The organism is Streptomyces sp. NRRL WC-3605 (genome assembly GCF_001509795.1).
GTDB classification, from domain to species: Bacteria; Actinomycetota; Actinomycetes; order Streptomycetales; family Streptomycetaceae; genus Streptomyces; species Streptomyces viridochromogenes.
The window spans coordinates 1-21635 of record NZ_LLZN01000051.1; the positions used below are offsets into that span (position 1 = coordinate 1).

Sequence of the window (21635 nt, forward strand, 5' to 3'; positions counted from 1 at the left end):
CGTTGTCGATGTCGAGGCATTTGCCGAGGGCGCGGAGGGTGTTGTCGGTGCCGACGGTCCAGCGCTGGGCGGCGGTGGTGTTGCAGGTCCAGATCTGCATCTTGGTGCCGTCGGCGGTGTTCGCGTTGTCGACGTCCAGGCACTTGCCGTTCACGCCCCGCACCTCACCCGAACGACTGCCCCCGCCGGTGGCCGTGCTGAAGGAGAAGTCGTCCACGTCGAACAGGGCGCCGCTGCCGCCCTTGAAGACCAGGAAGAGAGGGGCCGAAGCGGCCGGCTGGTTGCTCAGGGACGTCGTGACGTCCTGAAAGGTCTCCCAGCCGCCGGTGACGGGCACGGTGACCGTGCCGAGCAGCGTGCCGGTCGCGGAGCCGCTCCGCACCTCGATGGTGCCGCCCGCGCCCGCCGAGGAGACCCGTGCCGTGAAGGTCCGGGCGTTGGCGAGGTTGTACGGCGTGAAGGAGATCCAGTCGCCGTTGTGGATCTCACCGACCGTACGGCCGCCGTGCGCCGGTGTCTTCTGGATGATCTGCACGCCCGCCGAGCCGCCGTAGTGCTCGGCCTGCCGATGGCTGGGCTGGGTGACCCGCTGGTCGTGTGTCGTCAGCGCGGGCTGGCCCGCCGCGCCCTTGTCGGTGTACTCGGCGTCGACGACCCCGAAGATGTTGGCGTTCGGGTCGTGTTCCCCGTCCGCCAAGGTCTGCAGGGTGCCCGTGCAGCCGGTGGCGGACGTCTGCGGGTGCCCGTGACTGTCGTGCCCGATGATGAAGTTGACCTTCACCCGGGAGCAGTCGATCGTCCCGTCCTCCGGATCGGTGACCGTCACCTTGAACGGGATGGCGGCGCCGAAGTCGTAGATCTGCCCGTCGGCGGGCATGTCGATCCGCACGGTCGGGGCCGTGTTGCCGACGGTGATCTGCACCGAGGCCGTGGCGGACTTGCCGCTCGGATCGGTGACCTTCAGCGTGGCCGTGTACTGGCCCTCGGCGGTGTAGGTGTGGGACGGATTCGCCGCGGTGGAGGTGGCGCCGTCGCCGAACGTCCACGCGTAGCCGAGCGTGTCGCCGTCGGGGTCGCTGCTGCCGGCCGACGAGAACGACACGGACAGCGGGGCCTTCCCGGAGGTGACGCTCGCCTTGGCCTGCGCCAACGGGGCGCGTCCGCCCGTCACGTGCTCGATGCGGTACAGCGCGGAGTTCTCGTCCCCGTTGAAGTACCCGGTGCCGTAGTCGAGGACGTACAGGGCGCCGTCCGGGCCGAACGCCATGTCCATCACCTGGGTCCCGGCCCAGGGGAACGCGTTGATGGACTGCACGGTGCCGTCGCCGCCGGCCTCGATGCGCTTGATCCAGCGGCGGCCGAACTCCCCGGCGAAGAAGTCGCCGTCGTACTCCTGCGGGAACTTCACGTCCGAGGAGGAGGCGGCGTCGTAGCGGTAGACGGGGCCGCCCATGGGGGACTCGGAGCCGTTGCCGAACTCCGGGACGGAAGCGCCGTCGTAGGGGATCCAGGCGGGCTGCGCGGGCGGCAGCTCGGTGAGGCCGGTGTTGCGCGGCGAGGTGTTCCTCGGCGCCGCGCAGTCGAACCGGGACCCGGACGTGCCGGTGGCGAAGTCGAAGTCCATGTAGGCGTCGTTCCTACCGGTGCAGTACGGCCAGCCGAAGTTGCCGGCCTTGGTGACCCGGTTGAACTCGACCTGTCCGGCGGGGCCGCGGGAGGGGTTGGCGGTGCCGGAGTCGGGGCCGTAGTCACCCACGTAGACGATGCCGGTGGCCCGGTCGACGCTCATGCGGAACGGGTTGCGGAAGCCCATCGCGTAGATCTCGGGCCGGGTCTTCGCGGTGCCGGGCGCGAAGAGGTTCCCGGACGGGATCGTGTACGAGCCGTCGGCGTTCACCTTGATCCGCAGGATCTTGCCCCGCAGATCGTTGGTGTTGCCGGCCGAACGCTGTGCGTCGTACGCCGGGTTGCGGGAGGCGCGTTCGTCGATCGGCGTGAAGCCGTCGGAGGCGAAGGGGTTGGAGTCGTCGCCGGTCGACAGATACAGGTTGCCCGCCGCGTCGAAGTCGATGTCGCCGCCGACGTGACAGCACAGGCCGCGCGAGGCGGGCACGTCCAGGATCTTCTTCTCGCTGGCGAGGTCGAGGGTGTTGTCGCTCTTCAGGACGAACCGCGACAGCCGGTTCACCCCGTCGAACGGGGTGAAGTCGGAGGCGCTTCCGTCCGAAGGGGCGTCCCCGCCCGGTGTGCTGAGCTTCGGGGCGTAGTAGAGGTAGACGAACCGGTTCGACGCGAAGCCCGGGTCGGCCGCGACGCCCTGCAGGCCCTCCTCGTCATGGTTGTAGACGTCGAGCCTGCCGGCCACGGCGGTGGAGCCGGCCGCGTCGGTGCGGCGCAGCGTGCCGTCCCGCGCGGTGTGCAGCACCGAGCGGTCCGGCAGTACCGTCATCGTCATGGGTTCGCCGGTCTCGGCGACCCCCTTGGCCAGGGTGACCTGCTGGAAGTCCTCGGCGGCCGCCGCGGGGGCGGCTTGTCTTTCGCCTGCGGCCGGTTCTCCGCCGGGGGCCGCCGCGGCGGCGGGGCCCAGCGGCAGGGCCAGGGCCAGGGCGCACACCACGGCCGGCAGCGCCGTACGGACACGTCTGAGCGAGGGCGATCTCGTGCGCATGGAGTACTCCATGGGAGACGGGGTGGCGGCGGTCGCCGGAGGGACGCCGGACGACCGCCGGTGGGGGGTTGCGGGCGCGCGCCGTCGCGCCATCGAGCACAGGCCCCACGCATTCCGTGGGGCCTCAAGAACGCTTCAATTCCCGGAAGTTAGCGGGCTTCGTCCGCGCTCGTAACCCCTTCCGCACAAGATCTCGCTACTTTTCTCATAACGGAGACAAAGTGGCGGTGCGGAGCCCCGCCCCCCTTGCGGAGGCTGGTCCCGCCTCTCCGGCGGAGAAGGCTCAGCGCACGCGCGCCACGCCCGCGTAGATGCCGCTGGGCTCCGCCTCGGCGGCGAGGGAGGACGGCGCCCACTCGGTCGCCGTCACCAGACCCGGCGCCACGAGGTCCAGCCCGTCGAAGAACCGCTCCACCTCCGGGCGGGGCCGGAACGCGAGCCGGATGCCGCCCTTCGCGTACTCGGCGACCACCTGGTCCGAGAGCTCCGGGAACAGGTCGGACGAGGCGTGGGACAGGATCAGGTGGCTGCCCGACGGGAGGGTCTCCACCAGCGCGTGGACGATCCCGTGGGCGTCCTGCTCGTCGCTGATGAAGTGCATCAGGGCGATCAGGGACAGCGCGACGGGCCGGTCGAAGTCCAGCACGCGCCGGGCGTGCTCGACGATCGACTCGGGGTCGCGCACGTCCGCCTGGATGTAGTCGGTGGCCCCCTCGGGCGAGCTGACCAGCAGCGCCTCGGCGTGCCGCAGGACGATCGGGTCGTTGTCGGCGTAGACCACCTTGGCGGACGGCACGACGTTCTGCACGACCTGGTGGAGGTTCGGCTCGGTGGGGATGCCGGTGCCTATGTCCAGGAACTGGTCGGTGCCCTGGGAAGCGAGCCACGCGGCGGCCCGGTGCATGAACTGCCGGTTCTGGCGGGCACCGTCGCGTGCCTCCGGAGGCAGCCGCTCACCCACCGCCTCGTCCACGGGGTAGTTGTCCTTGCCGCCGAGCAGCCAGTCGTACACGCGGGCAGGATGGGCCCTGCTGGTGTCGATCTGCACGGACGGCTGGGAATCGGTCGTCATGTCAGCTCCATCGCGCCGGTGGGGGAGAACGGACCGCGTTCGCGAATCGATCTTACGTCGCTCCACCATTTCCCGTGAGTACAGCCGGAGTTGAGGGAGGCCGGTCGTCTCGTCTCCGTCGGCGAGGAACAGGACGGCGACGGTATGGCGGGAGAGCGCACGGACGGAACCACCTTCCCCTAGCCTGCCGGTATGACCGTCCTCGGACCCGTGACCTGGCCACCCGCACCGATCAGGACCGAACGGCTCGTGCTGCGCGCCGCCGAGGCGCGGGACCGTGCGACCTTCATCGAGCTGCTGGCGGCGCCGGAGGTGCACACCTACCTCGGAGGCCCCCGGCAGCGCGACGAACTCGAGCGGGAGACGCCGGACGTGCCCGAGCGGTGGCCGGGCAGCTTCGTCGTCGAGCTCGACGGGCGGATGATCGGGCACGTCCTGGTCCGCAGGGTCACCGAGCACCGCACGGCGGCGGCCGTGGGGAAGGTCGACCTCGGCTATCTGTTCCTGCCGCGGGCGTGGGGGCGCGGATACGCCGCCGAAGCGTGCGCGGCGGCGCTCGACTGGATCGACGCCTCCCTGCCCGGTGAGCCGGTGGTGCTCGCCACGCAGACCGCGAACGCCCGCTCCATGCGCCTCGCGGCGAAGCTCGGCTTCACCGAGGTGGAGGTGTTCCGGGCCTGGGGTGCCGAGCAGTGGCTCGGCCGGCGGGCGGCCCCGGCCTCGCACCATGTCACCACCGCGACACCGGAGTGACCGCCCGGCGGGGCGTGCTCAGCGGGACGCCGACGCCGCCAGCATGGGCAGGGACACGATGTCCGCGAGGGCCTGCTGACCGGCGATGTTGGCGTGCACGCCGTCCCCGGTGTCGTACGGCGGGTTGATGCTGTTCGGCTTCACCGGGTCCCTCAGCACCTGGTCGAAGGGCAGCACCCCGTCACAGGTGGCGGCGCACGTGTTCCACGTCGAGACGAACGTGCTGACGGTGTGCCGGTCCCGATTGTTCTGGTCCGTGTAGCCGGGGCGCGGGGTGATGGGCGTGACGTACACCTTGACGCCCGCGGCCCGCAGCCGCCGGAAGACGTCCCGGTAGCTGTCCAGGATCGGTGCGGCCTCGCACCCGGCCGCGAGGTCGTTGGTGCCGTAGTAGTACAGGACGCCCGTGACACCGTGCAGGTCGAGGACATCGCGTTCGAGGCGGGACACCGCGTCCAGGCCGCGCAGCGAGGGGTCCATGCGGGGGCAGGTGGCGGCGCTGGTGGTGCCGCCGACACCGGCGTTGGCGACGGTGAACTGCCGGTCGGCGGGCAGTTCTTCGGTGATGCGCCGCGCGACTCCGTCCGTCCACCGCAGATCCTCCCCCGGACGCTGACAGCCGGGCCCGCAGTCGGTCGACCCGGTCCCGTCGACCACCGAACTGCCGTACGCGACGAGCGTGCCGCGCAGCCGCGGGTTGTGCACGTCGACGGCGCTGACCAGATAGGTGGAGCCGGTCGTCCGCGTGTACGCGGCGCCCGAGGCGTCGGCGGTGTGGTCGCCGGAGCCGGGCGGGGTCAGGTAGTTGGTGCGGAAGGCGCTGTTGTGGATCCCCGCGTCCACGGTGCCGGACACGGAGACGGAAACCGCGACGTCGTCCTGGGCGGCCGTGCCGATCCGGGCCGGATCGCTCCACACCTCACCCCCGGCCGGTACGACGACCGTGCGGCGCCCGGCGAAGGTGACGGCTACCGGGGCACCGTCCGTCGCCGCGCCGTCGCCGTCGCTGTGCGCGACGGTCGTCGCCGTCACCGTCAGCGGCGTCTTCCCGAAGGTGTTCTGCAGACGAACCCGCAGCGCGTCACCGCCCTGACTCAGATGGCTGATCATGCGCACCGACTGGTCGTCCAACTGCTCAGAAGCGAGCCCCTGTTGGGAGCTTGCCCAGGACGTGAACCAGCCTTTCGAGGCCGACGGGCGCTGCGCCCCGGCCGCAGTGGGGGCGGAGGCGGCGATCACGGACGTCGTCAGGGCGAAGGCGAGGGCCGCGGCGAGGCGGCCTGCCCGGAGACGGCGGAGGCGGCGGAGCCGGTCGGGGCGGTGGGGGATGCGGGGGAGAAGAGAGCTCATTGGTTCCTGTCCTTCCCGTGGGACGGGTGTCACGAGCGTGAAGAGCCTTTCCCCGCCCCGGTGCGGGCAACCCCGCCCGAGCGCCATGCGTTCGTCGCGGGCGAAGTCACATACGCAGTAGGCCCGTTGCTGCCACGGTGGGGCCATGGCGACGACCACGACACCCGACGGACGGCCCGTTCCACCCCCGCACGCCGATGAACGCTCCATGCTGGAGGCGTGGCTCGACTTTCACCGCGCCACCCTCGCCCTGAAGTGCGCGGGCCTCGACGACGAGCGGCTGCGGCAGGCGGCGGTGCCCCCCTCCTCGATGACGCTGCTCGGCATCGTGCAGCACATGGCCGAAGTGGAACGCAACTGGTTCCAGCGGATCTTCGCGTCCCTGGACGTCCCGCCCGTCTTCGGGGACGGCAACACCCTCGGCTTCACGCTCGACCCGGACCGCGGCCTCGAGGAGGTGACGGCTGCCTGGCGGAAGCAGATCGCCCGGGGCCGTGAGCTGACCGCCGAAGCCTCGCTCGACGACGCCGGGCGCCTGCCCGAGCGGGACGCCGCGATCGTCGGCGACGCGGGCGTCTCCCTGCGCTGGATCCTGGTGCACCTGATCGAGGAGTACGCCCGTCACAACGGCCACGCCGACCTGATCCGCGAACGGATCGACGGGGTCACCGGGACCTGACCCGCGATCGGATCGACGGAGTCACCGGCACACAGCGCTGCCCGACAGGGCGCGTGACCACCCGAGGCCGAAATCCCGCTCCCACCGCGCCCATTTGCCCGAGTTGCATGGTCAATTCAAGCCGTCGCATTGGCGGTCTCATGACAAATGCAAGGTCCGGTGTCACCCTTCTGCTCGAGTTCACCGTCCGTCCACGTGGTCACCACGTGGCGGGCGTTCCCACCCCCCACCTCCTTCCACCCGCATGCCGTGCAGCGCTAGGGACCGGCCCACCCCGCCGGTCCTCTCGTCCACGGCCCCCACACGGGCCGACCGTCGTCCTGAAGGAGTCACCTTGTCCCTGCGACACCGCGCCCTCGTCCGGCGCAGACGCGCAACCGGGATAGCCCTCACCGCCGTCGGAGCCCTGCTGGCCCTGGCCGCTCCCGGCCTCGCCGCCGCCGCGCCGGCCGACCCGGGCCCCGCGAAGATCACCGCCACACCCCGGGCGGGCGCCGCCCCGGCCGCCCTGACCCCCGCCCGCCGCACGGCCCTCATCAAGAGCGCCCAGTCGGCGGCGGCCGGCACCGCACAGCGGATCGGTCTCGGCGGCAAGGAGAAGCTCCTCGTCAAGGACGTCGTCCGCGACGCCGACGGCACCACGCACACCCGCTACGAACGCACCTACGCCGGACTCCCCGTCCTCGGCGGCGACCTCGTCGTCCACGACAAGAGCGGCCGTGCGACCGTCACCAAGGCCAGCAAGGCGACCCTCGCGCTGTCCTCGCTCACCCCGAAGATCACGGCATCCGGCGCGGCCGCCAAGGCCCTCGGCGCGTCCGAGAAGGCCGACGTCAAGAGCCCCGAGACGGAGCGGGCACCCCGCCTGGTCGTCTGGGCCGGCAGCGGCAAGCCCGTCCTCGCCTGGGAGACCGTCGTCGAGGGCGTCCAGAAGGACGGCACCCCGAGCGAACTCCAGGTCGTCACCGACGCCGCCACCGGCAAGCAGCTCCTGTCCGCCGAGAAGGTGCACACCGGCTCCGGCACGGGCCAGTTCGTCGGAGAGGTCGAGATCGGCACCACCGCGTCAGGATCGACGTACCAGCTCGTCGACCCGGACCGGGCAAACCAGAAGACCTACGACCTGAACCAGGGCACCTCGGGCACCGGCACCCTCTTCACGGACGACAACGATGTCTGGGGCAACGGGCAGCCCTCCGACCGCCAGACGGCGGGCGTCGACGTGGCCTTCGGCGCCGCGGCGACCTGGGACTACTACAAGGACACCTACGGCCGCAACGGCATCCGCAACGACGGCGTCGCCGCGTACAGCCGCGCCCACTACGGCAACAACTACGTCAACGCCTTCTGGCAGGACTCCTGCTTCTGCATGACGTACGGCGACGGCGCCGGCAACAACCACCCGTTGACCGCGCTCGACGTGGCCGCCCACGAGATGAGCCACGGCGTCACCGCCGCCACCGCGGGACTGGTGTACTCCGGCGAGTCCGGCGGCCTCAACGAGGCCACCTCGGACATCTTCGCCGCGGCCGTCGAGTTCCACGAGAACCTGCCCGCCGACCCCGGTGACTACTTCGTCGGCGAGAAGATCGACATCAACGGTGACGGCACCCCGCTGCGCTACATGGACAAGCCCTCCAAGGACGGTGCCTCGAAGGACAACTGGAGCTCCACGCTGGGCGGCATCGACGTCCACTACTCCTCCGGTCCCGCCAACCACTTCTTCTACCTGCTGTCCGAGGGCAGCGGCCCGAAGACCGTCAACGGCGTCGACTACGACAGCCCGACCTACGACGGACAGTCCGTCACCGGCATCGGCATCGAGAACGCCGCCGCCATCTGGTACCGCGCGCTGACGACGTACATGACGTCGACCACCAACTACGCCGGGGCCCGCACCGCCACCCTGTCCGCCGCCGCGGACCTGTTCGGCGCCTACAGCCCGACCTACCTCGCCGTCGCCGACGCCTGGGCCGGCATCAACGTCGGCAACCGCATCGCGCTCGGCGTGAACCTCGCCCCGGTCGCCGACCAGATCAGCGGCGTCAACCAGGAGGTCGGCCTCCAGCTGGACGCCTACACCACCAACTCCGGGGCGAGCCTCACCTACGAGGCCGAGGGCCTGCCCGAGGGGCTGAGCATCAGCCCGACCGGACTGATCAGCGGCACCCCGGCCACCCTCGGCACCAGTGACGTCACCGTCACGGTCACCGACAGCACGGGAGCGACCGCCTCGGACACCTTCACCTGGCAGATCGCCTACGTCTACGCGAACGCCACCCGCGTGGACATCCCCGACAACGGGGCGGCCGTCCAGTCCCCGGTGACCATCACCGGCCGCGAGGGCAACGCCTCCGCGACCACCTCGGTCTACGTCAACATCGTCCACACCTACCGCGGTGACCTGGTCGTCGACCTCGTCGGCCCCGACGGCACCGTCTACCCGCTGCTCAACCGCAGCGGTGGCTCCGCCGACAACGTCGACCAGACCTTCACCGTCGACGCCTCGGCGCAGCCGCTCAACGGCACCTGGTCGCTGCGCGTGCAGGACCGGGCGTCCATCGACGTCGGCCACATCGCCCGCTGGACCCTGACCCCCTGACCCCTGACGCCTGACCTCTGACCCAGGTCACCGCGTGCCCCCGTCCGGGCCCTTCGGGGGTCCGGACGGCGGTGCCGTCACGAGGCGGGGCGGGTGCCCGACGCGCTGCGGATGACCAGCGGAAAACGCCCTTCGGCGCCCGGATACGATGTGCGCACCGACGGCGGTCCCACCCAGGAGGGCACGCCGGGCGACGCGAAAGGTGGCTTGGTTGCCCATGACACATCGGGCCCAAAGGTGAGTTCCATATCGCAGCGGACCTCTCCGGGTGAAACGGACACGGCCGAACGCCCCGCCCTGTGGCGCCGGCCACGGGCGATGTTCTGGACCGCGGCCGGTCTGGCGGTCCTCGGCTTCCTGGTCGCGCTGGAGATCGCCGCGCGTCGCATCGGCGTCGAGGGACCGATGACCAGTCAGGTCAAGGACCTCGTGTACGCCCCCAAACCGGGACCGCTGTACGCCGGTCTGGCCCTGCTGATGGTGGTGCTCACCTGGCGGGAGCGCCTCCTCGCGGCAGGCGTCGCGATCGGCATCGACGTCGTCTTCGCCCTGATACGCCAGGCGTTCGGCGTCGCGGCTCCCAGCGAGTACTTCCTCGGCAGCGGCGCGCTCTGGGTGATCCTGGCGTTCGCGGTCATCGCCGTGATCCGCCGCACCGGCGCCGAACGCACCCTGCTGCTCAAGGGCGTGGGACTGGCCTTCCTGCTCATAGCGGGCCGCAAGACCGGGGACACCTGGCTGATCATCACGGCCAAGACCCACACGATGGTGCTCGACCCCTATGTCGCCACCGCCGACCGCGCCCTCGGCGACCCGTCGTGGCTCGTCGGGCGGATGCTGGAGGCCACCGGTCCGGTCGGCAACACCGTCGTCCAGCTCGTCTACGCCCAGCTCGCCGTGGCCGCCGTCGTCGTCGCCCTCTACCAGCTGCGCAACGTGGCCGCCGAACGCCGCTTCCCGCGCCACCACCTGGTGCGCACCTTCCTGGTCATCGGCCTGCTCGGCCCGGCCTTCTACATGATCTTCCCGGTCGTCGGCCCCGTCTTCGCCTACGGCCCCGGCGCGTCCGGAACCGGTGGCGCGGAGTGGGCACTGGTCAACCTGTGGCCCCACACCCCGCCCGCCCTCAGCACCCCGCACCCGATGCCGTACGACGGGCTCACCCCCCGCAACTGCATGCCGAGCCTGCACACGGCCTGGAGCATCGCGATCTTCATCCACACCCGCAGGGCCCCGCGACTGCTGCGCTACGCCGGCACCTTCTGGCTGGTCGCCACCCTCACCGCCACCCTCGGCTTCGGCTACCACTACGGCGTGGACCTGCTCGCCGGCGTGGTGTTCGCGCTGACGATCGAGGGGGCGCTGCGGGCGCAGGTGCGAGGCTGGGACAGACGGGCGACCGCGCTGGTCTCGTACGGTACGACGGTGTTCGCCGCACTCCTGCTGAGCTACCGCTACCTGCCCGTGGAGATGGCCCTGCACCCGCGGATCTGGGGTCTGCTGCTGGTCCTGGCGATGGCCTCGGTGATCTACGTCTACATCCGCACGACCAGGCTCTGGGAGGCCGACGCGGGCCAGGTCCCGGCCCGGCAGCCGAGCCCGCACCCCGAACCGGCCTGAGGCCGGTACGACGGCGGGGCCCGGTCCAGGACCGGGCCCCGCCTCCTGTCTAGTTCCGGTACCGGAACACGATCCGCCCCCGCGCCAGGTCGTACGGCGGAAGCTCCACCAGGACCCGGTCGCCCAGCATGATCCGGATGTAGTGCTTGCGGATCTTCCCGCTGATGTGCGCGAGGACCTGGTGCCCGTTCTCCAGCTCCACGGTGAACATGGCGCTGCGCAGGCACTCGACGACCTTGCCCTCGACCTCGATGACGTTCTTGTGCCCCGTCATCGGACCAGCTCCAGCGTGCTGCCCACCGGCCGCGCCCCCGCGCCCCGGAACAGCGCCGTCGCCGCCGGGTTCGAGGCGTCGACCTCGGTCCACGCCTCGGAGATCCCGGCCCGGTGGAGCACACCCAGCGCGTGGGCGAGCAGAGCCCGCCCGACGCCACGGCGGCGGTCATCGGCCCGCACCGCGAGCAGCCCGATCCGGGGCCGCTTCACCCGCACCACCCGGATCAGCCCCAGATAGCGTTCGTCCGTCGCGGCCACCGCGTACAGCGACGGGTCGACGATGGTGTCGCCGTCGGCGCGGGGCACCACCTCGGCGGGCATCGCCCGCCAGCCGACGGTCGCCTCGACCTCGGCACGGATGGCGTGGTCCACCTCCCGCAGCATCTCCTCGTCCGCCTGTCCGGCGGGCACGAGGGTGACGCCTGGCGGCGGTACGGGCACACATAGCCCGGTGACCTCCGGGCCGGTGGGCACGGCGTACTCCACCTCCCGGCGCGCGACCGTGAAACCGGCCCGCCGCCAGGCGGCCGCCAGCTCGCTGTCGGCCTCGTCGACCACGGTGTGCAGCGGCCCCGGAAGCGCCGCCGTCATCGCCTCGGCGAGCCGCGCGAAGGCGGCGTCGTGCCAGGCGTCGACACTGATGAACAGGCGGCCGTCCGGGCGGTGCTGCAGATGCCCCCGGCCGACCACCAGGTCGTCCTCCAGCGCGTGCCACTGCCCGTACGCGACCCGCGTGACCAGCGTCGCGTGTCCGGCCGGACCTGTTGCGTGAGTTCTCGAATCCATCGGAGTCCCCTTCCAGGAGAGCCTCGATCTCAGGCGCTCCTGGCGACACCGAAGGTCAGCCGCCGGACCGTGACGGGATGAGGGAGCACCCATGGGTGACTGTGTTCACGGGGCTCACCTCCTACGACGATTCGACGGTCCACCGCGAACCTAGCAGCGGCGCGGTGGGCCGCTCCACTCATTAACGTCCCGGCACGCTCGACCGCCGTCCCCGCCCCGCTCAGGCGCGGCGCGGCTTGCCCTGCGAGAACAGCCAGGTCTGGAACAGGCCGCCCAGCCGCTTGCCCGACGTGGCCTCGGCGAGCTTCACGAACTGGGCCGTCGTGCCGTGCCCGTCACGGTGGCTCGTCGCCCAGGCCCGCAGGATGCGCAGGAACGTCTTGTCGCCGACCGCGCGCCGCAGTTCGTGCAGGGCCATCGCGCCGCGCGCGTACACGGGGGTCCCGAAGATGTTCTCGCCGCTGCCCGGATCGGCGGGCGGGTACGCCCACAGCTCGTCGCTCGCGGGGCGGGCGTACAGGGCGTCGAAGGTCTTCTGCGCGGTGTCGCCGCCGTGATGCTCGTCGTACAGCCATTCGGCGTACGTGGCGAAGCCCTCGTTGAGCCAGATGTCCTTCCACGTGGTCAGGGACACCGAGTCGCCGAACCACTGGTGGGCGCTCTCGTGCACCAGCGTGGCGAGGTCGGGCGCCGAGTCGTACACCGGCCGGGTCTGGGTCTCCAGCGCGTAGCCGACGTCCGGGGCGTGGTCGACGATCGAGCCCGCCGCGCGGAACGGGTAGGGCCCGAACAGGCCGCTCTCCCAGGAGAGGACCTCGGGCAGCTTCTTCAGCACCGGCGCGGCCGCCCGGGCCTCCCGTGGGTCGACGGCGTTGTAGACCTTGACGCCGTCGCGGGTGGTGTACTGCTCGACCTTGAAGGTGCCGACGGTGACGGTGGCCAGGTAGGCGGCCATGGGCTCGGCCGCGTGCCAGCGGAACGTGGTGCGGCCGTGCGCGGTGCGCTGCCCGCGCAGCACGCCGTTGGCCACCGCCGTACGTCCCTCGGGCACGGTGACGGTGAAGTCGTAAGTCGACTTGTCGGTGGGGTGGTTGTTCGCGGGGAACCACGTCATCGCGCCCTGCGGCTCGCCCGCCACGAAGGCGCCGTCGTCCGTGGGGATCCAGCCGTCGGGGGAGCCGTCCGGGTCGGTGACCGGCTTCGGGGTGCCGTGGTAGTCGACGGTGACGCGGAACGCCCGGCCGGCGGGCAGCGCGCGGCGCGGGGTGACGACGAGTTCCTGCCCGGAGCGGCGGAAGTCCGCCGGCGCGCGGTCGACGGTGACCGAGGTGACCTTCAGGCCCTTGAGGTCGAGGTCGAAGCGGGTGAGGCGGTGCGTGGCGCGGGCGGTGAGGACCGCCCGGCCCTCCAGACGGCGGCTGCCGGTGTCGTAGCGCAGCGTCAGGTCGTAGTGCCCCACGTGGTAGCCGCCGTTGCCGGCCAGTGGGAAGTACGGGTCACCGACGCCCGCCGAACCGGTGCCGTGGGCCACCGCGGGGCCCGCGCCGGCGAGGAGCGCCGTCACGGTCACGGGGACGGCGGCGAGGAGCGCCTTGCGGCGGAGCAGGGCGGGTATGCGCCGGGCGGGCTGGCTGCTCGGTGACGTCACGGGAACTCCTGAGGGGGTGGCTGAAGATCGGCTGGCCGCCAGACTAGAGGCGACGCGAGCCCGGTTTTCCCATGCTCGGGTCAATTCCCGTGAGGGTGCCGCCCGGAGTGGGCTGTCCAGCAGTCACCCTCACCCGTGCGGGTGGCACGGGTCCGCGCGGCGGACGAGGGGGTGGGGTCCCGTCGTCCGCCGCGCGGCCTTCCGGTCGGCTGAACGGCATCAGCTGACCGGAATCACTACGGCCGATCAGCTGAAGGGGATCACCACCACCGACTTGTCGGTGCCGGTCTGCAGCTTCGAAGAACCGTTGCCGATGGCGCTCCACACCTCCAGGCGCACGGTGCCGCCCTTGAGGTTCCCCAGAGTGCCCGTGCTGGACCTGAGGCCCCGGGCCTGGCTGTACTCCTCCCACCCGGTGACCGGGTCGGTGGCGAAGTAGTTGTACGTCTCCGTCCGGTCGAAGGTGCCGTCACCGGTCAGGTCGTAGCTGATCCGGGCCTGCTGGCCGAGGCCGACCGTGGTGCCCGCGTCGACCTGGAGCCGGAACGTGGTGCCGGCGCCCGAGGTGAGCGTGCCGTTCACTCCCCGCGCCTCGTAGACGAGGGGCTGGTACGGCGTGCCGTCGTGGTTGGTGCCGCCCGCCGACGGGATCGTGTCGCTGCCCGCCGTACCGCCGGTCGAGGTCGTGAGGACGCCGCCGCCGCGCAGCTGGAAGACGTTCCCCGTGGGCGGGTCCTCCGGGTCGGGATCGGGGTCGGGGTCTTCCGAGCCGGCCCCTGTGCCGCTGGCCGTCGAACGCGCCGGCACCGACAGGGTCTTGCCGTCCGAGAAGGTGACGGTCCGGGCCGACGAACCGTGGTTGTGGGCCACGTAGGTGCGGGTCGAGCCCTTCGTGAAGACGGCGGAGGTCGGGATGTCCCCGGTGACGGAGGCGTCCGGGGCGCCGAGCGTGTCGAGGGTGCTGATCCAGTGGTACGTGTGCGCCTTCGACTCGCCCTCCTCCGGGGTGTAACCGCCGTTCCCGGCGTCCCACTTGGACTTGGCCGACGCCGGGTCGGCGAAGGACTGGAACTCCCACAGGATGTCCCGCCATTCGACCGCCGGGCCGCCGTTCTCCCGTTCCATCTCGGCGATGTTGCGCCGGATCGCGGCCTTCTCCCCGCCGAGGTGGAGCGAACCACCGGTCACGGGAAGGACGTTGATGCCGTGGATCTCCTCGGGGTTGGCCGTCCACCAGGTGGCGTAGGCGGCGCCGCTGCCCCACACCATGCCGGCCGTGTCGTGTCCGAAGGAGGACGGGAAGACCTGCTCGTCGGCGTCGAACCAGTACTGTGCTATCGCCTCCGACTCTGTGGTCAGCAGGAAGGTGCCGAGGTCGCGCAGCGAGGTGTCACCGGTGGCCGACCCCCACAGGACGAGGGCCGCGCTGAGGTTGGTCGACTCGGACGACGACTCCTGGTTGTTGCCGGCGGCGAACCCCTGGTGACCGGAGGCCCAGCTGTGCCCGGCGTAGACGTCGAAGCCGCGCAGGAAGGGGAACGCGGAGTCGGTGCGGCTCGGGTTGGCGGTGTCCCGGACGAGCGTCTTGACCATGCCGCCCCACGCGGAGTCGGCGGCCCAGGCCGGGTCGTACTGGGCGACGATCGCCGCCGCGTAGACGTAGTAGCCGTAGTGGAAGTGGTGGTCGTTCAGCTCGGTGTCGCTGCCGTAGGAGGCGGGGTAGCCGGTGAGCGTCTTCCAGTCCTTGTCGTAGCTGAACTCGTTGGCGCCGCCCGCCGTGAACCAGTCCTGCAGCTTGCCCTTCATCAGGTTCAGCATCCGGTCGCGGATGCCGGTCTCACCGATCTGCTCGGCGACGGGCACCAGTTGCGCGAGCCGGCCGAGAGCCTTGCCGGTCCAGTACGTGTCGGACGCCCCGGAGAACGGGTCGGAGGCGTTCACGACGTCGTTGAGGTAGCCGCGCAGCCGCGCCGCGTCCACCCCGCTCGACTTGGGCAGCGCGGGCAGCACCGCCGACGCCTTCTGGCTCGTGCTGAACGAGGCCCCCTCGCGGACCTTCATGGTGCCGCGCGGCGAGACGTAGGTGTACGAGGTCAGCGCGTCCGAGGTGTTCAGCCACTGGTGGCGGTAGAGGGCCTGGAGCGTGCCGCGCTCGCTCCCCTCCTTCGCCTCCGTGGTGAGGGTGTACGTGGCCCGCACGGTGCCGCCGCTGTAGTTCCAGGTCGCCTTGGAGTCGGTGACGAAGCTGAAGGCGTACTTCGCGAAGGTGGACAGGGCGCCGGTGGACGGCAGCACGGCGACCGAGAAGTAGTCCTTGCCGCCGAGCCCGGCGGTGACGGTGGAACCGGAGACGTTCCAGTCGCTGCCGCTCGGCGCGAACAGCGCGTAGTGGTGCCCGGCGACGGTGATGCCGAGGACGTTGCCCTGGTCGGCGAAGACGGTGGGCGCGCCCGCGGTGGTGATCTGGGCGTTGCCGCCCGTGCCCTTGGCGTATACGAACGGGGAGCCGTGGCCGATCGTGGTCCGCAGGGTGCGGGTGCCGTCGGACCACAGGGGGGTGACCGTCCAGTCGGACCAGTCGTCGGCCTTCGTGTCGGGGGAGTTGAGGCCGGTCAGTCCGATGGTGAGGTCCCGCTTGTGGGCGTACTCGTACTGGCGGCCGTCGCCGACGATCGCCGGGGAGGTCGGGTAGCCGACGTCGAGGCCGCCGGCCGTGGCCTGGTAGGTGAGCGGGTGGCCGTACATGGGGGTCGACCACGGGTTGTCGCCGTACCGCTGGAAGGCCAGGGAGGACCACCAGTCGTTGGTGGGGACGGGCCGGCTCCGGGCGGCGGACGTCACCTTGGGGGTGACGGGTGTCCCTGTGTTGGTGGTGGGGCCGGACGTGCCGGCGGGCCGGGTGTCGGAGTAACTGCCGTTGCCTACGGGCACGGTGGCCGCGGCCGCCGGAGTGGCGGCCGGGCCCAGACCGAAGGCGGCGAGGGCTGAGGCCAGCAGCAGGACGGCCGCCGGTCTGGTGCGTGGGGATCGCATGGGGCACCTCAAGTCTTCACTGGAGGGGAGTCCGAGAGTTTGAGAGCGCTCTCAGATGGCCGGAACGTAAATGCTGCGTAATGAGCGTGTCAATGCGTTGAACACAGCCGGTAGTTGAAATCCGTTTTGTCTTCGCAGGTTGATGGTCTGGTGTGAAGGGGGGTGTGGGGTGGGGGAGTTGGGGCGAAGGGGCTCAGTGGCTCGGCGGCTGCGGCTGCGGCTAGGGGAGGGGCGGGCCGACGGGTGCGCCGGTCGGGTGTCCCGGCGATCACGCCTCCCGGGGATCACGGCGGTGGTGGACGGGTGGCGCCCGTCGTGGCGGAAAGACGCGGGTCTTCCGGGCGGGTGGTAACAGCTGTTACCATGCCCGCATGGCGAAGACACAGCTGGGCGCGCGCGTGGACGAGGACATCGCGGACCTCGCGAAGAAGCGTGCCGCGGACCTGGGACTGAGCGTCGGGGACTACCTCGCCCGGCTGGTCCAGGACGACGCGAGCGGGCTGCGCGCCCGCGCGGTGGAGGCCGCCGGACGGTTCCTCGCGGAGCACCAGGCGATCTTCGACGAGGCCGAGGAGGGGGCCGAGGGCGCCGGGCAGGCGCAGGCCGCCGGGGGAGCGCGCGCCGCCTGATGGACCTGCACATCGACGTCCCCTGGATCTTGCAGGTCACCGAGATCGCCGGGGCGAACGACCCCGCGCCCGACGACTACGGTGTCCCCGTCTCGGCGGTCGCCCGGCACCGGGCCGAGCTGTTCGAGCAGCCCGTCTACGACAGCCCCTACGCCAAGGCCGCGGCCCTGGTGCACACGCTCGGGCGGTGCCGCTGGCTGGAGCGCTCCAACATGGCCGTGGCGGCCGCGACCGGCGTCATGTACCTGGAGGCGGCGGGGATCACCGTCAAGCCGGCCCGCGAGCACGCCGTGGCTCTCAAGGACCTGCTCCTGGACCCGACGTGCACGGCCGGACGGATAGCGACGCTGCTGCGCGGCTGGCCCACGGCGACCTGAGCGGGGGCGGCGCATCTGCGGGTTCCGGGGGCCCCGGTGATCCAGCCGCCACTGTCAGACCCTCTCGTTACGGTCGGAGCATGAGAGCTACGGCAACTTTCACCGTCAAGGCGTTCGTTCCGACCGAGCTGAAGCCCGAGCCGGAGGTGTCCACCGGGCTGCCCGTGGGGGTCGCGACGATGGAGAAGAGCTACGAGGGGGAGGTCGTCGGGCGCTCGGCGACCCTGTTCACGGCCGCGTTCGACCAGGCGACCGGCGTCGGCACCTATGTGGCCATGGAGTCGTTCGAAGGCTCACTGCACGGACGGGAGGGCGCCTTCAACTTCGTGCACTCGGCGACCACTTCGGGCAGCGACCGCACGGCCGAGTTCTTCACCGTCGTGCCGTCGAGCGGCACCGGTGAACTCGCGGGGATCACCGGTGCCGGAGGGATGGCCGTGGACGCCGACGGCACGCACCGCATCTGGTTCGACTACACACTCGGCTGAGGACCGCGATCGGCGCGCCGGCGGGTCAGGTCAGGACCAACCACCGTCGGCCGTCGAGCAGTTCGCGTGCCGCGTCGAGGTGCCCGGCGTGGCACGCCGTCTCGGTGATGACGTGCAGCAGGACGTCCCGGACGGTGTGCAGGTGCGGTGGGCCGAAGAGGTGGTGGGGCCACCAGGCCAGAGGGGCGTCCGCGTCCGTGGCGGCCACGACGGCGTCGGAGAGGCCCGCCTCGGTGCGGTACCGGTCGAGCACCTCGGTGTGCGGCACGCCGGGGGCCACCTGCCAGGCGTCCTGGATGTCGTCCAGGGCCTCGATGACGGCCGGGTCGCCGGTGACGACGGCCCGGAACCAGAACCGCTCGACGTCGAGCGCCAGGTGCTGGACGAGCCCGAGGCAGTTCCATCCCGACGGCAGCACGGGCTGCCGCAGTGCCTCCGGCTCCAACCCGTCGAGGATGCCGAGGACGTGGCGACGCTGGGCGTCCAGGAAGGACAACAGGGCGTGCAGCTCGCTCTTCGCGGGCTCGGTCACTGTGCGATCTCCCAGATGTGGCCGCCCGGATCCCTGAAGCTGGCGGTACGGATGCCCCAGGGCCGGTCCATGGGGCCGTTCAGCAGCGTCACGCCACGGGCGGCCAGCTCCTTGCACATCGCGTCCACGTCGCCCACGGGAAGGGTGAGCTGAAGACGGGAGCCGGCGTCCGGCTCGGCGACGCGCGCGGGGTCGATCAGCTCGTGCGCCGCGGTGGACCGCAGGAGGTTGATGACGGTGTTCCCGAAGTCGAAGACAGCCGAGTCGTCGTCCTCGTAGGTCACCGGCAGACGGAACACGTCGCGGTAGAAGCGCTTCGTGGCCTCCAGGTCCTCCACGAAGAGGGTGAGGGCGCTGATCTTTCCGGGCCACGGGGTTTCGGATGTCGTATGGGTCACGGAGACCGAGGATGTCCTACCGGGACGCCCGATGCATAGCCGACCGGGGAAATCGCATTCGGGCCTCGGAGGGGCGTCCGGTGGCCGGAGCGTGGGAGCTGTGGTGGGAGGACGAGGACGCCTGGGGACCACAGCCACCGGTCGCGGGCTACGTGCACCGGCTCATGGTGGACCGCGCCGCCGCCCCGCCCGGGACGGGCCGCACCCTGCTGCGGGCGGCCGAGCGGCGCGTGGCCGAGACGGGCCGGGCGTTCGTACGCCTGGACTGCCTGGCCGGCGACGCCTGACTGCACGCCTACTACCTGGACGCCGGTTACGGGGTCGTCGGTCACGAGGCCGGCAAGCCCCAACCCGGCGGTGGGCCCAAGTCGTTCGCCCTCATGGAGAAGGCCTGCCAGGTGACAGCCGGAGCGCGGGGGCGGCGACCCTGACGAGGGCCCCGTCCACACCGCCCGCCACGTGAAATCGTCAGACGGCGGCCATGATCGCCCGGGTGACGGCCGTGACGGCCGGGGTCGCGCGGCCCGGTAGACGGGCCACCAGGATCCGGCGGATCTCGGGAGCCGCGCCCTCGACGTGCAGCAGGCTCACCCCGGGCGGGAGCAGCGGTGCCAGGCGGGCGGGCACCGTCGTCACGCCGAAGCCGCCCGCGACCAGCTGCAGCTTCGTCAGCCAGTCACGGGTGGAGTGCACGATCCGCGGCCGGGCCGGCAGACCCGGCCAGACGCCGAGCAGCGGCTCGGACCGCGACGACGGCGCCGCGATCCACGGCGCGTCGGCCAGCTCGTCGACGTGAACGGCGCTGCGGCCCGCGAACGCGCCGCCCGAGGGAACCGCCACGACCAGCTCGGTGTCCTCCACGGTCTCGGTGTGCAGCCGGGGCGACTCGCCGTCCGGCGGCCGGTGGGGCGGTCGGGACGTCAGTACGGCGAGATCGACGGAACCCGCCCGCAGGGCCCGGGTCAGGCCGGGCGTGGTGCCCTCGACGGTCGTGACCGTGAGGTGCGGACGGGACGCCGCCAGCCGTCCGAGCATGACGGGCAGGATGGCCGACCCGGCGCTGAGGAACACCCCGAGCCGTACGACCTCGGTGCGCGGGGCGGCGCCGGTCAGGTCGCGCTCGGCCGTCGTGAGCGTGTCCAGGATCGTGCGAGCGTGCCGCAGCAGGGTCAGCCCGGCGGGAGTGAGCCGCACGCCGTCGGAGCGACGTTCGAACAGGGCCGTGCCGGCGCCGCGCTCGAGCGAGGCGGCCTGGCGCGACACCGCCGACTGCGTGTAGCCAAGCCGCGCGGCGGCCGCGGTGAAGCTGCCGGACTCCGCGATCTGCTGCAGGACCCGCAGGGCCGAACTGGAGACATCCATGCCGTATACGCATACCACGCATGCACGATCGTCGCTTCCGGCATGGCTTGGCGGTGCCTAGCGTCGACCCCGGTGTCCCGCTGACAGGGACGGATGCGGAGGTCATGACATGCGAGCAGCGGTTCTGACGGAGTTCGGCGCCCCGCTCACCGTGCGGGAGGTGCCCGATCCCGAGCCGGTGGGCGGGGAGGTGCTGGTGGAAGTGCTGGGCACCTGTGTGCTCCCGTACGCGGCCGAGGTCTTCGGCGGCGTACGGAACTACCCCCTCGTCCCCCCGGTCGTCCCCGGCCTGGGCGGCGTGGGACGCGTCGTGCGCACCGGCCCGGACGCCACCCGGCTGCGCGCCGGCGACCTCGTCTGGTGCGATCCCACGGTGCGCTCCCGGGACGACGCCCTGACGCCCGACATAGCGCTCCAGGGCTGGAGCTCCCGCGGTGACGGAGGTGCCGCACTCGCCCGGCACCTCCACGACGGTTCCTTCGCCGAGCTGATGCGCGTCCCGACGGAGAACGTCTTCCCGCTGCCCTCCGCCGCGGGTGACGACCCGGCCCGCTGGGCCGCGCTCGCGGTGCATGCCGTGCCCTACGGCGGCCTCACCGCCGGCGAGCTGAGGCCCGGAGAGACAGTGCTCGTCAGCGGCGCCACCGGAAACTTCGGCAGCAGCGCGGTCGCGGTCGGGCTCGCGATGGGGGCGGGCCGCGTGGTCGTCCCCGGCCGCAACCGGGACGCCCTCGCCCTCCTCGTCGACCGGTTCGGACCGCGCGTCCGTCCGGTCACGCTGACGGGGGAGGAGGCCGCCGACCGCGCCGCGATGTCCGCGGCGGCCGACGGTCCGATCGACATGGTCATCGACCTGCTCCCGCCGAGCGCACCCAGCTCCGCGGCCCGCGCGGCGGCCATGACCGTCCGGGAGTACGGCCGTGTCGTCCTCATGGGCGGCGTCGGCATGCTCGGCGGTGACGACCTCGCGCTGCCCTACCCCTGGATCATGCGAAACTCGATCACCGTGCGCGGCCAGTGGATGGCGCCGCGCACCGCCAACGTCGGCCTCATCCGGCTCCTCGCCTCCGGCGCACTGGATCTCGCCCCCGAACGCGTCCGGTCGTTCCCGCTCGACGCCGTCGTCGACGCCGTCACGCACGCCGCCGCCCACACCGGCCCGTTCGACCGCACCGCCCTGACCCCGCGCACCGGCTGACGGACCCGGCCGGCCTCCGACGGCAACGGGCGCTTGAGCGCACCCATTTGCGGGGAGCGACGACATGCCCGTCACCGTCATCACTCGGCGACAGCGACGATGCCCCGCCCTCGGTTCTCCCCAGGCAACGGTTGAGCATCCAAGTTACTTTGTACCGGTACGCC

The 21635-nt window shown here is 71.6% G+C and carries 18 protein-coding genes and 1 pseudogene; 9 read left to right on the forward strand and 10 right to left on the reverse strand.

The window, feature by feature from the left end:
• On the reverse strand, positions 1-2668 hold a 2668-nt coding region (locus tag ADL34_RS14625; protein WP_062668453.1), incomplete at its 3' end, for a PQQ-dependent sugar dehydrogenase.
• A 283-nt stretch (positions 2669-2951) separates the two neighbouring features.
• The gene (locus tag ADL34_RS14630; RefSeq protein ID WP_062668452.1) at positions 2952-3740 is read right to left on the reverse strand and encodes an SAM-dependent methyltransferase; all 789 of its coding nucleotides are present in this window, start codon (positions 3738-3740) and stop codon (positions 2952-2954) included.
• A gap of 192 nt (positions 3741-3932) precedes the next feature.
• Here ADL34_RS14630 and ADL34_RS14635 point away from each other — a divergent pair, with 192 nt between their 5' ends.
• Positions 3933-4493 (forward strand): GNAT family N-acetyltransferase, encoded by a 561-nt coding sequence (locus tag ADL34_RS14635; protein WP_062668451.1) that lies wholly within the window; start codon positions 3933-3935, stop codon positions 4491-4493.
• Between the two features lie 18 nt (positions 4494-4511).
• Here the strand turns inward: ADL34_RS14635 and ADL34_RS14640 are convergent, their stop codons facing one another.
• Positions 4512-5843, reverse strand: coding sequence for an SGNH/GDSL hydrolase family protein (locus ADL34_RS14640; protein WP_062668450.1), 1332 nt, complete (start codon positions 5841-5843; stop codon positions 4512-4514).
• 145 nt (positions 5844-5988) lie between these two features.
• Between ADL34_RS14640 and ADL34_RS14645 the strand changes: the two genes are divergently transcribed.
• The 3 genes from ADL34_RS14645 (at position 5989) to ADL34_RS14655 (ending at position 10744) form a co-directional block, all read left to right on the forward strand.
• Positions 5989-6522, forward strand: a complete 534-nt coding sequence (locus tag ADL34_RS14645) for a DinB family protein (RefSeq protein ID WP_107115639.1) — start codon at positions 5989-5991, stop codon at positions 6520-6522.
• A gap of 334 nt (positions 6523-6856) precedes the next feature.
• Positions 6857-9124, forward strand: coding sequence for a M4 family metallopeptidase (locus ADL34_RS14650; protein ID WP_062668448.1), 2268 nt, complete (start codon positions 6857-6859; stop codon positions 9122-9124).
• 318 nt (positions 9125-9442) lie between these two features.
• Positions 9443-10744, forward strand: a complete 1302-nt coding sequence (locus ADL34_RS14655; protein WP_062668447.1) for a phosphatase PAP2 family protein — start codon at positions 9443-9445, stop codon at positions 10742-10744.
• Between the two features lie 49 nt (positions 10745-10793).
• Here the strand turns inward: ADL34_RS14655 and infA are convergent, their stop codons facing one another.
• The 4 genes from infA to ADL34_RS14675 all read right to left on the reverse strand — a co-directional run bounded on the left by infA (position 10794) and on the right by ADL34_RS14675 (position 16487).
• The gene (gene infA, locus ADL34_RS14660) at positions 10794-11018 is read right to left on the reverse strand and encodes a translation initiation factor IF-1 (RefSeq protein ID WP_062668446.1); all 225 of its coding nucleotides are present in this window, start codon (positions 11016-11018) and stop codon (positions 10794-10796) included.
• Positions 11015-11806 carry a GNAT family N-acetyltransferase gene (locus ADL34_RS14665; RefSeq protein ID WP_062668445.1) on the reverse strand — a complete coding sequence of 264 codons (792 nt, stop codon included), beginning with the start codon at positions 11804-11806 and terminating at the stop codon, positions 11015-11017. Before ADL34_RS14665 ends, infA begins: the two co-directional genes overlap by 4 nt.
• Positions 11807-12026: 220 nt before the next feature.
• Positions 12027-13454 carry a M1 family metallopeptidase gene (locus ADL34_RS14670; RefSeq protein WP_062668444.1) on the reverse strand — a complete coding sequence of 476 codons (1428 nt, stop codon included), beginning with the start codon at positions 13452-13454 and terminating at the stop codon, positions 12027-12029.
• Positions 13455-13700: 246 nt separating this feature from the next.
• Positions 13701-16487 carry a glycosyl hydrolase gene (locus ADL34_RS14675; RefSeq protein ID WP_062668443.1) on the reverse strand — a complete coding sequence of 929 codons (2787 nt, stop codon included), beginning with the start codon at positions 16485-16487 and terminating at the stop codon, positions 13701-13703.
• A gap of 371 nt (positions 16488-16858) precedes the next feature.
• On the opposite strand from ADL34_RS14675, the gene ADL34_RS14680 reads away from it, so the two are divergent.
• From ADL34_RS14680 to ADL34_RS14690, 3 genes are all read left to right on the forward strand, one after another.
• Positions 16859-17116 carry a hypothetical protein gene (locus tag ADL34_RS14680; RefSeq protein WP_062668442.1) on the forward strand — a complete coding sequence of 86 codons (258 nt, stop codon included), beginning with the start codon at positions 16859-16861 and terminating at the stop codon, positions 17114-17116.
• The gene (locus tag ADL34_RS14685; RefSeq protein WP_062668441.1) at positions 17116-17493 is read left to right on the forward strand and encodes a hypothetical protein; all 378 of its coding nucleotides are present in this window, start codon (positions 17116-17118) and stop codon (positions 17491-17493) included. The genes ADL34_RS14680 and ADL34_RS14685 overlap by 1 nt, the downstream gene beginning before the upstream one ends.
• An 80-nt stretch (positions 17494-17573) precedes the next feature.
• A complete protein-coding gene (locus tag ADL34_RS14690) occupies positions 17574-17981 on the forward strand; it encodes a DUF3224 domain-containing protein (protein WP_062668440.1) in 408 nt (135 codons plus the stop codon).
• A gap of 25 nt (positions 17982-18006) precedes the next feature.
• Here ADL34_RS14690 and ADL34_RS14695 read toward each other — a convergent pair whose 3' ends face one another.
• Together ADL34_RS14695 and ADL34_RS14700 are read right to left on the reverse strand one after the other, a co-directional pair.
• Positions 18007-18513, reverse strand: a complete 507-nt coding sequence (locus ADL34_RS14695; RefSeq protein WP_062668439.1) for a DUF664 domain-containing protein — start codon at positions 18511-18513, stop codon at positions 18007-18009.
• Positions 18510-18911 carry a VOC family protein gene (locus ADL34_RS14700; RefSeq protein WP_199835574.1) on the reverse strand — a complete coding sequence of 134 codons (402 nt, stop codon included), beginning with the start codon at positions 18909-18911 and terminating at the stop codon, positions 18510-18512. Before ADL34_RS14700 ends, ADL34_RS14695 begins: the two co-directional genes overlap by 4 nt.
• Positions 18912-18991: 80 nt before the next feature.
• Between ADL34_RS14700 and ADL34_RS14705 the strand changes: the two are divergent.
• Positions 18992-19342 (forward strand): annotated as a pseudogene (locus ADL34_RS14705) (N-acetyltransferase); the annotation flags it as partial.
• Positions 19343-19379: 37 nt separating this feature from the next.
• On the opposite strand, the gene ADL34_RS14710 reads toward ADL34_RS14705, so the two are convergent.
• Positions 19380-20273 (reverse strand): LysR family transcriptional regulator, encoded by an 894-nt coding sequence (locus tag ADL34_RS14710; RefSeq protein ID WP_062668438.1) that lies wholly within the window; start codon positions 20271-20273, stop codon positions 19380-19382.
• 109 nt (positions 20274-20382) lie between these two features.
• Here ADL34_RS14710 and ADL34_RS14715 point away from each other — a divergent pair, with 109 nt between their 5' ends.
• Positions 20383-21471, forward strand: a complete 1089-nt coding sequence (locus ADL34_RS14715; protein WP_079034173.1) for an alcohol dehydrogenase catalytic domain-containing protein — start codon at positions 20383-20385, stop codon at positions 21469-21471.
• The last annotated feature ends 164 nt before the right edge of the window (positions 21472-21635 follow it).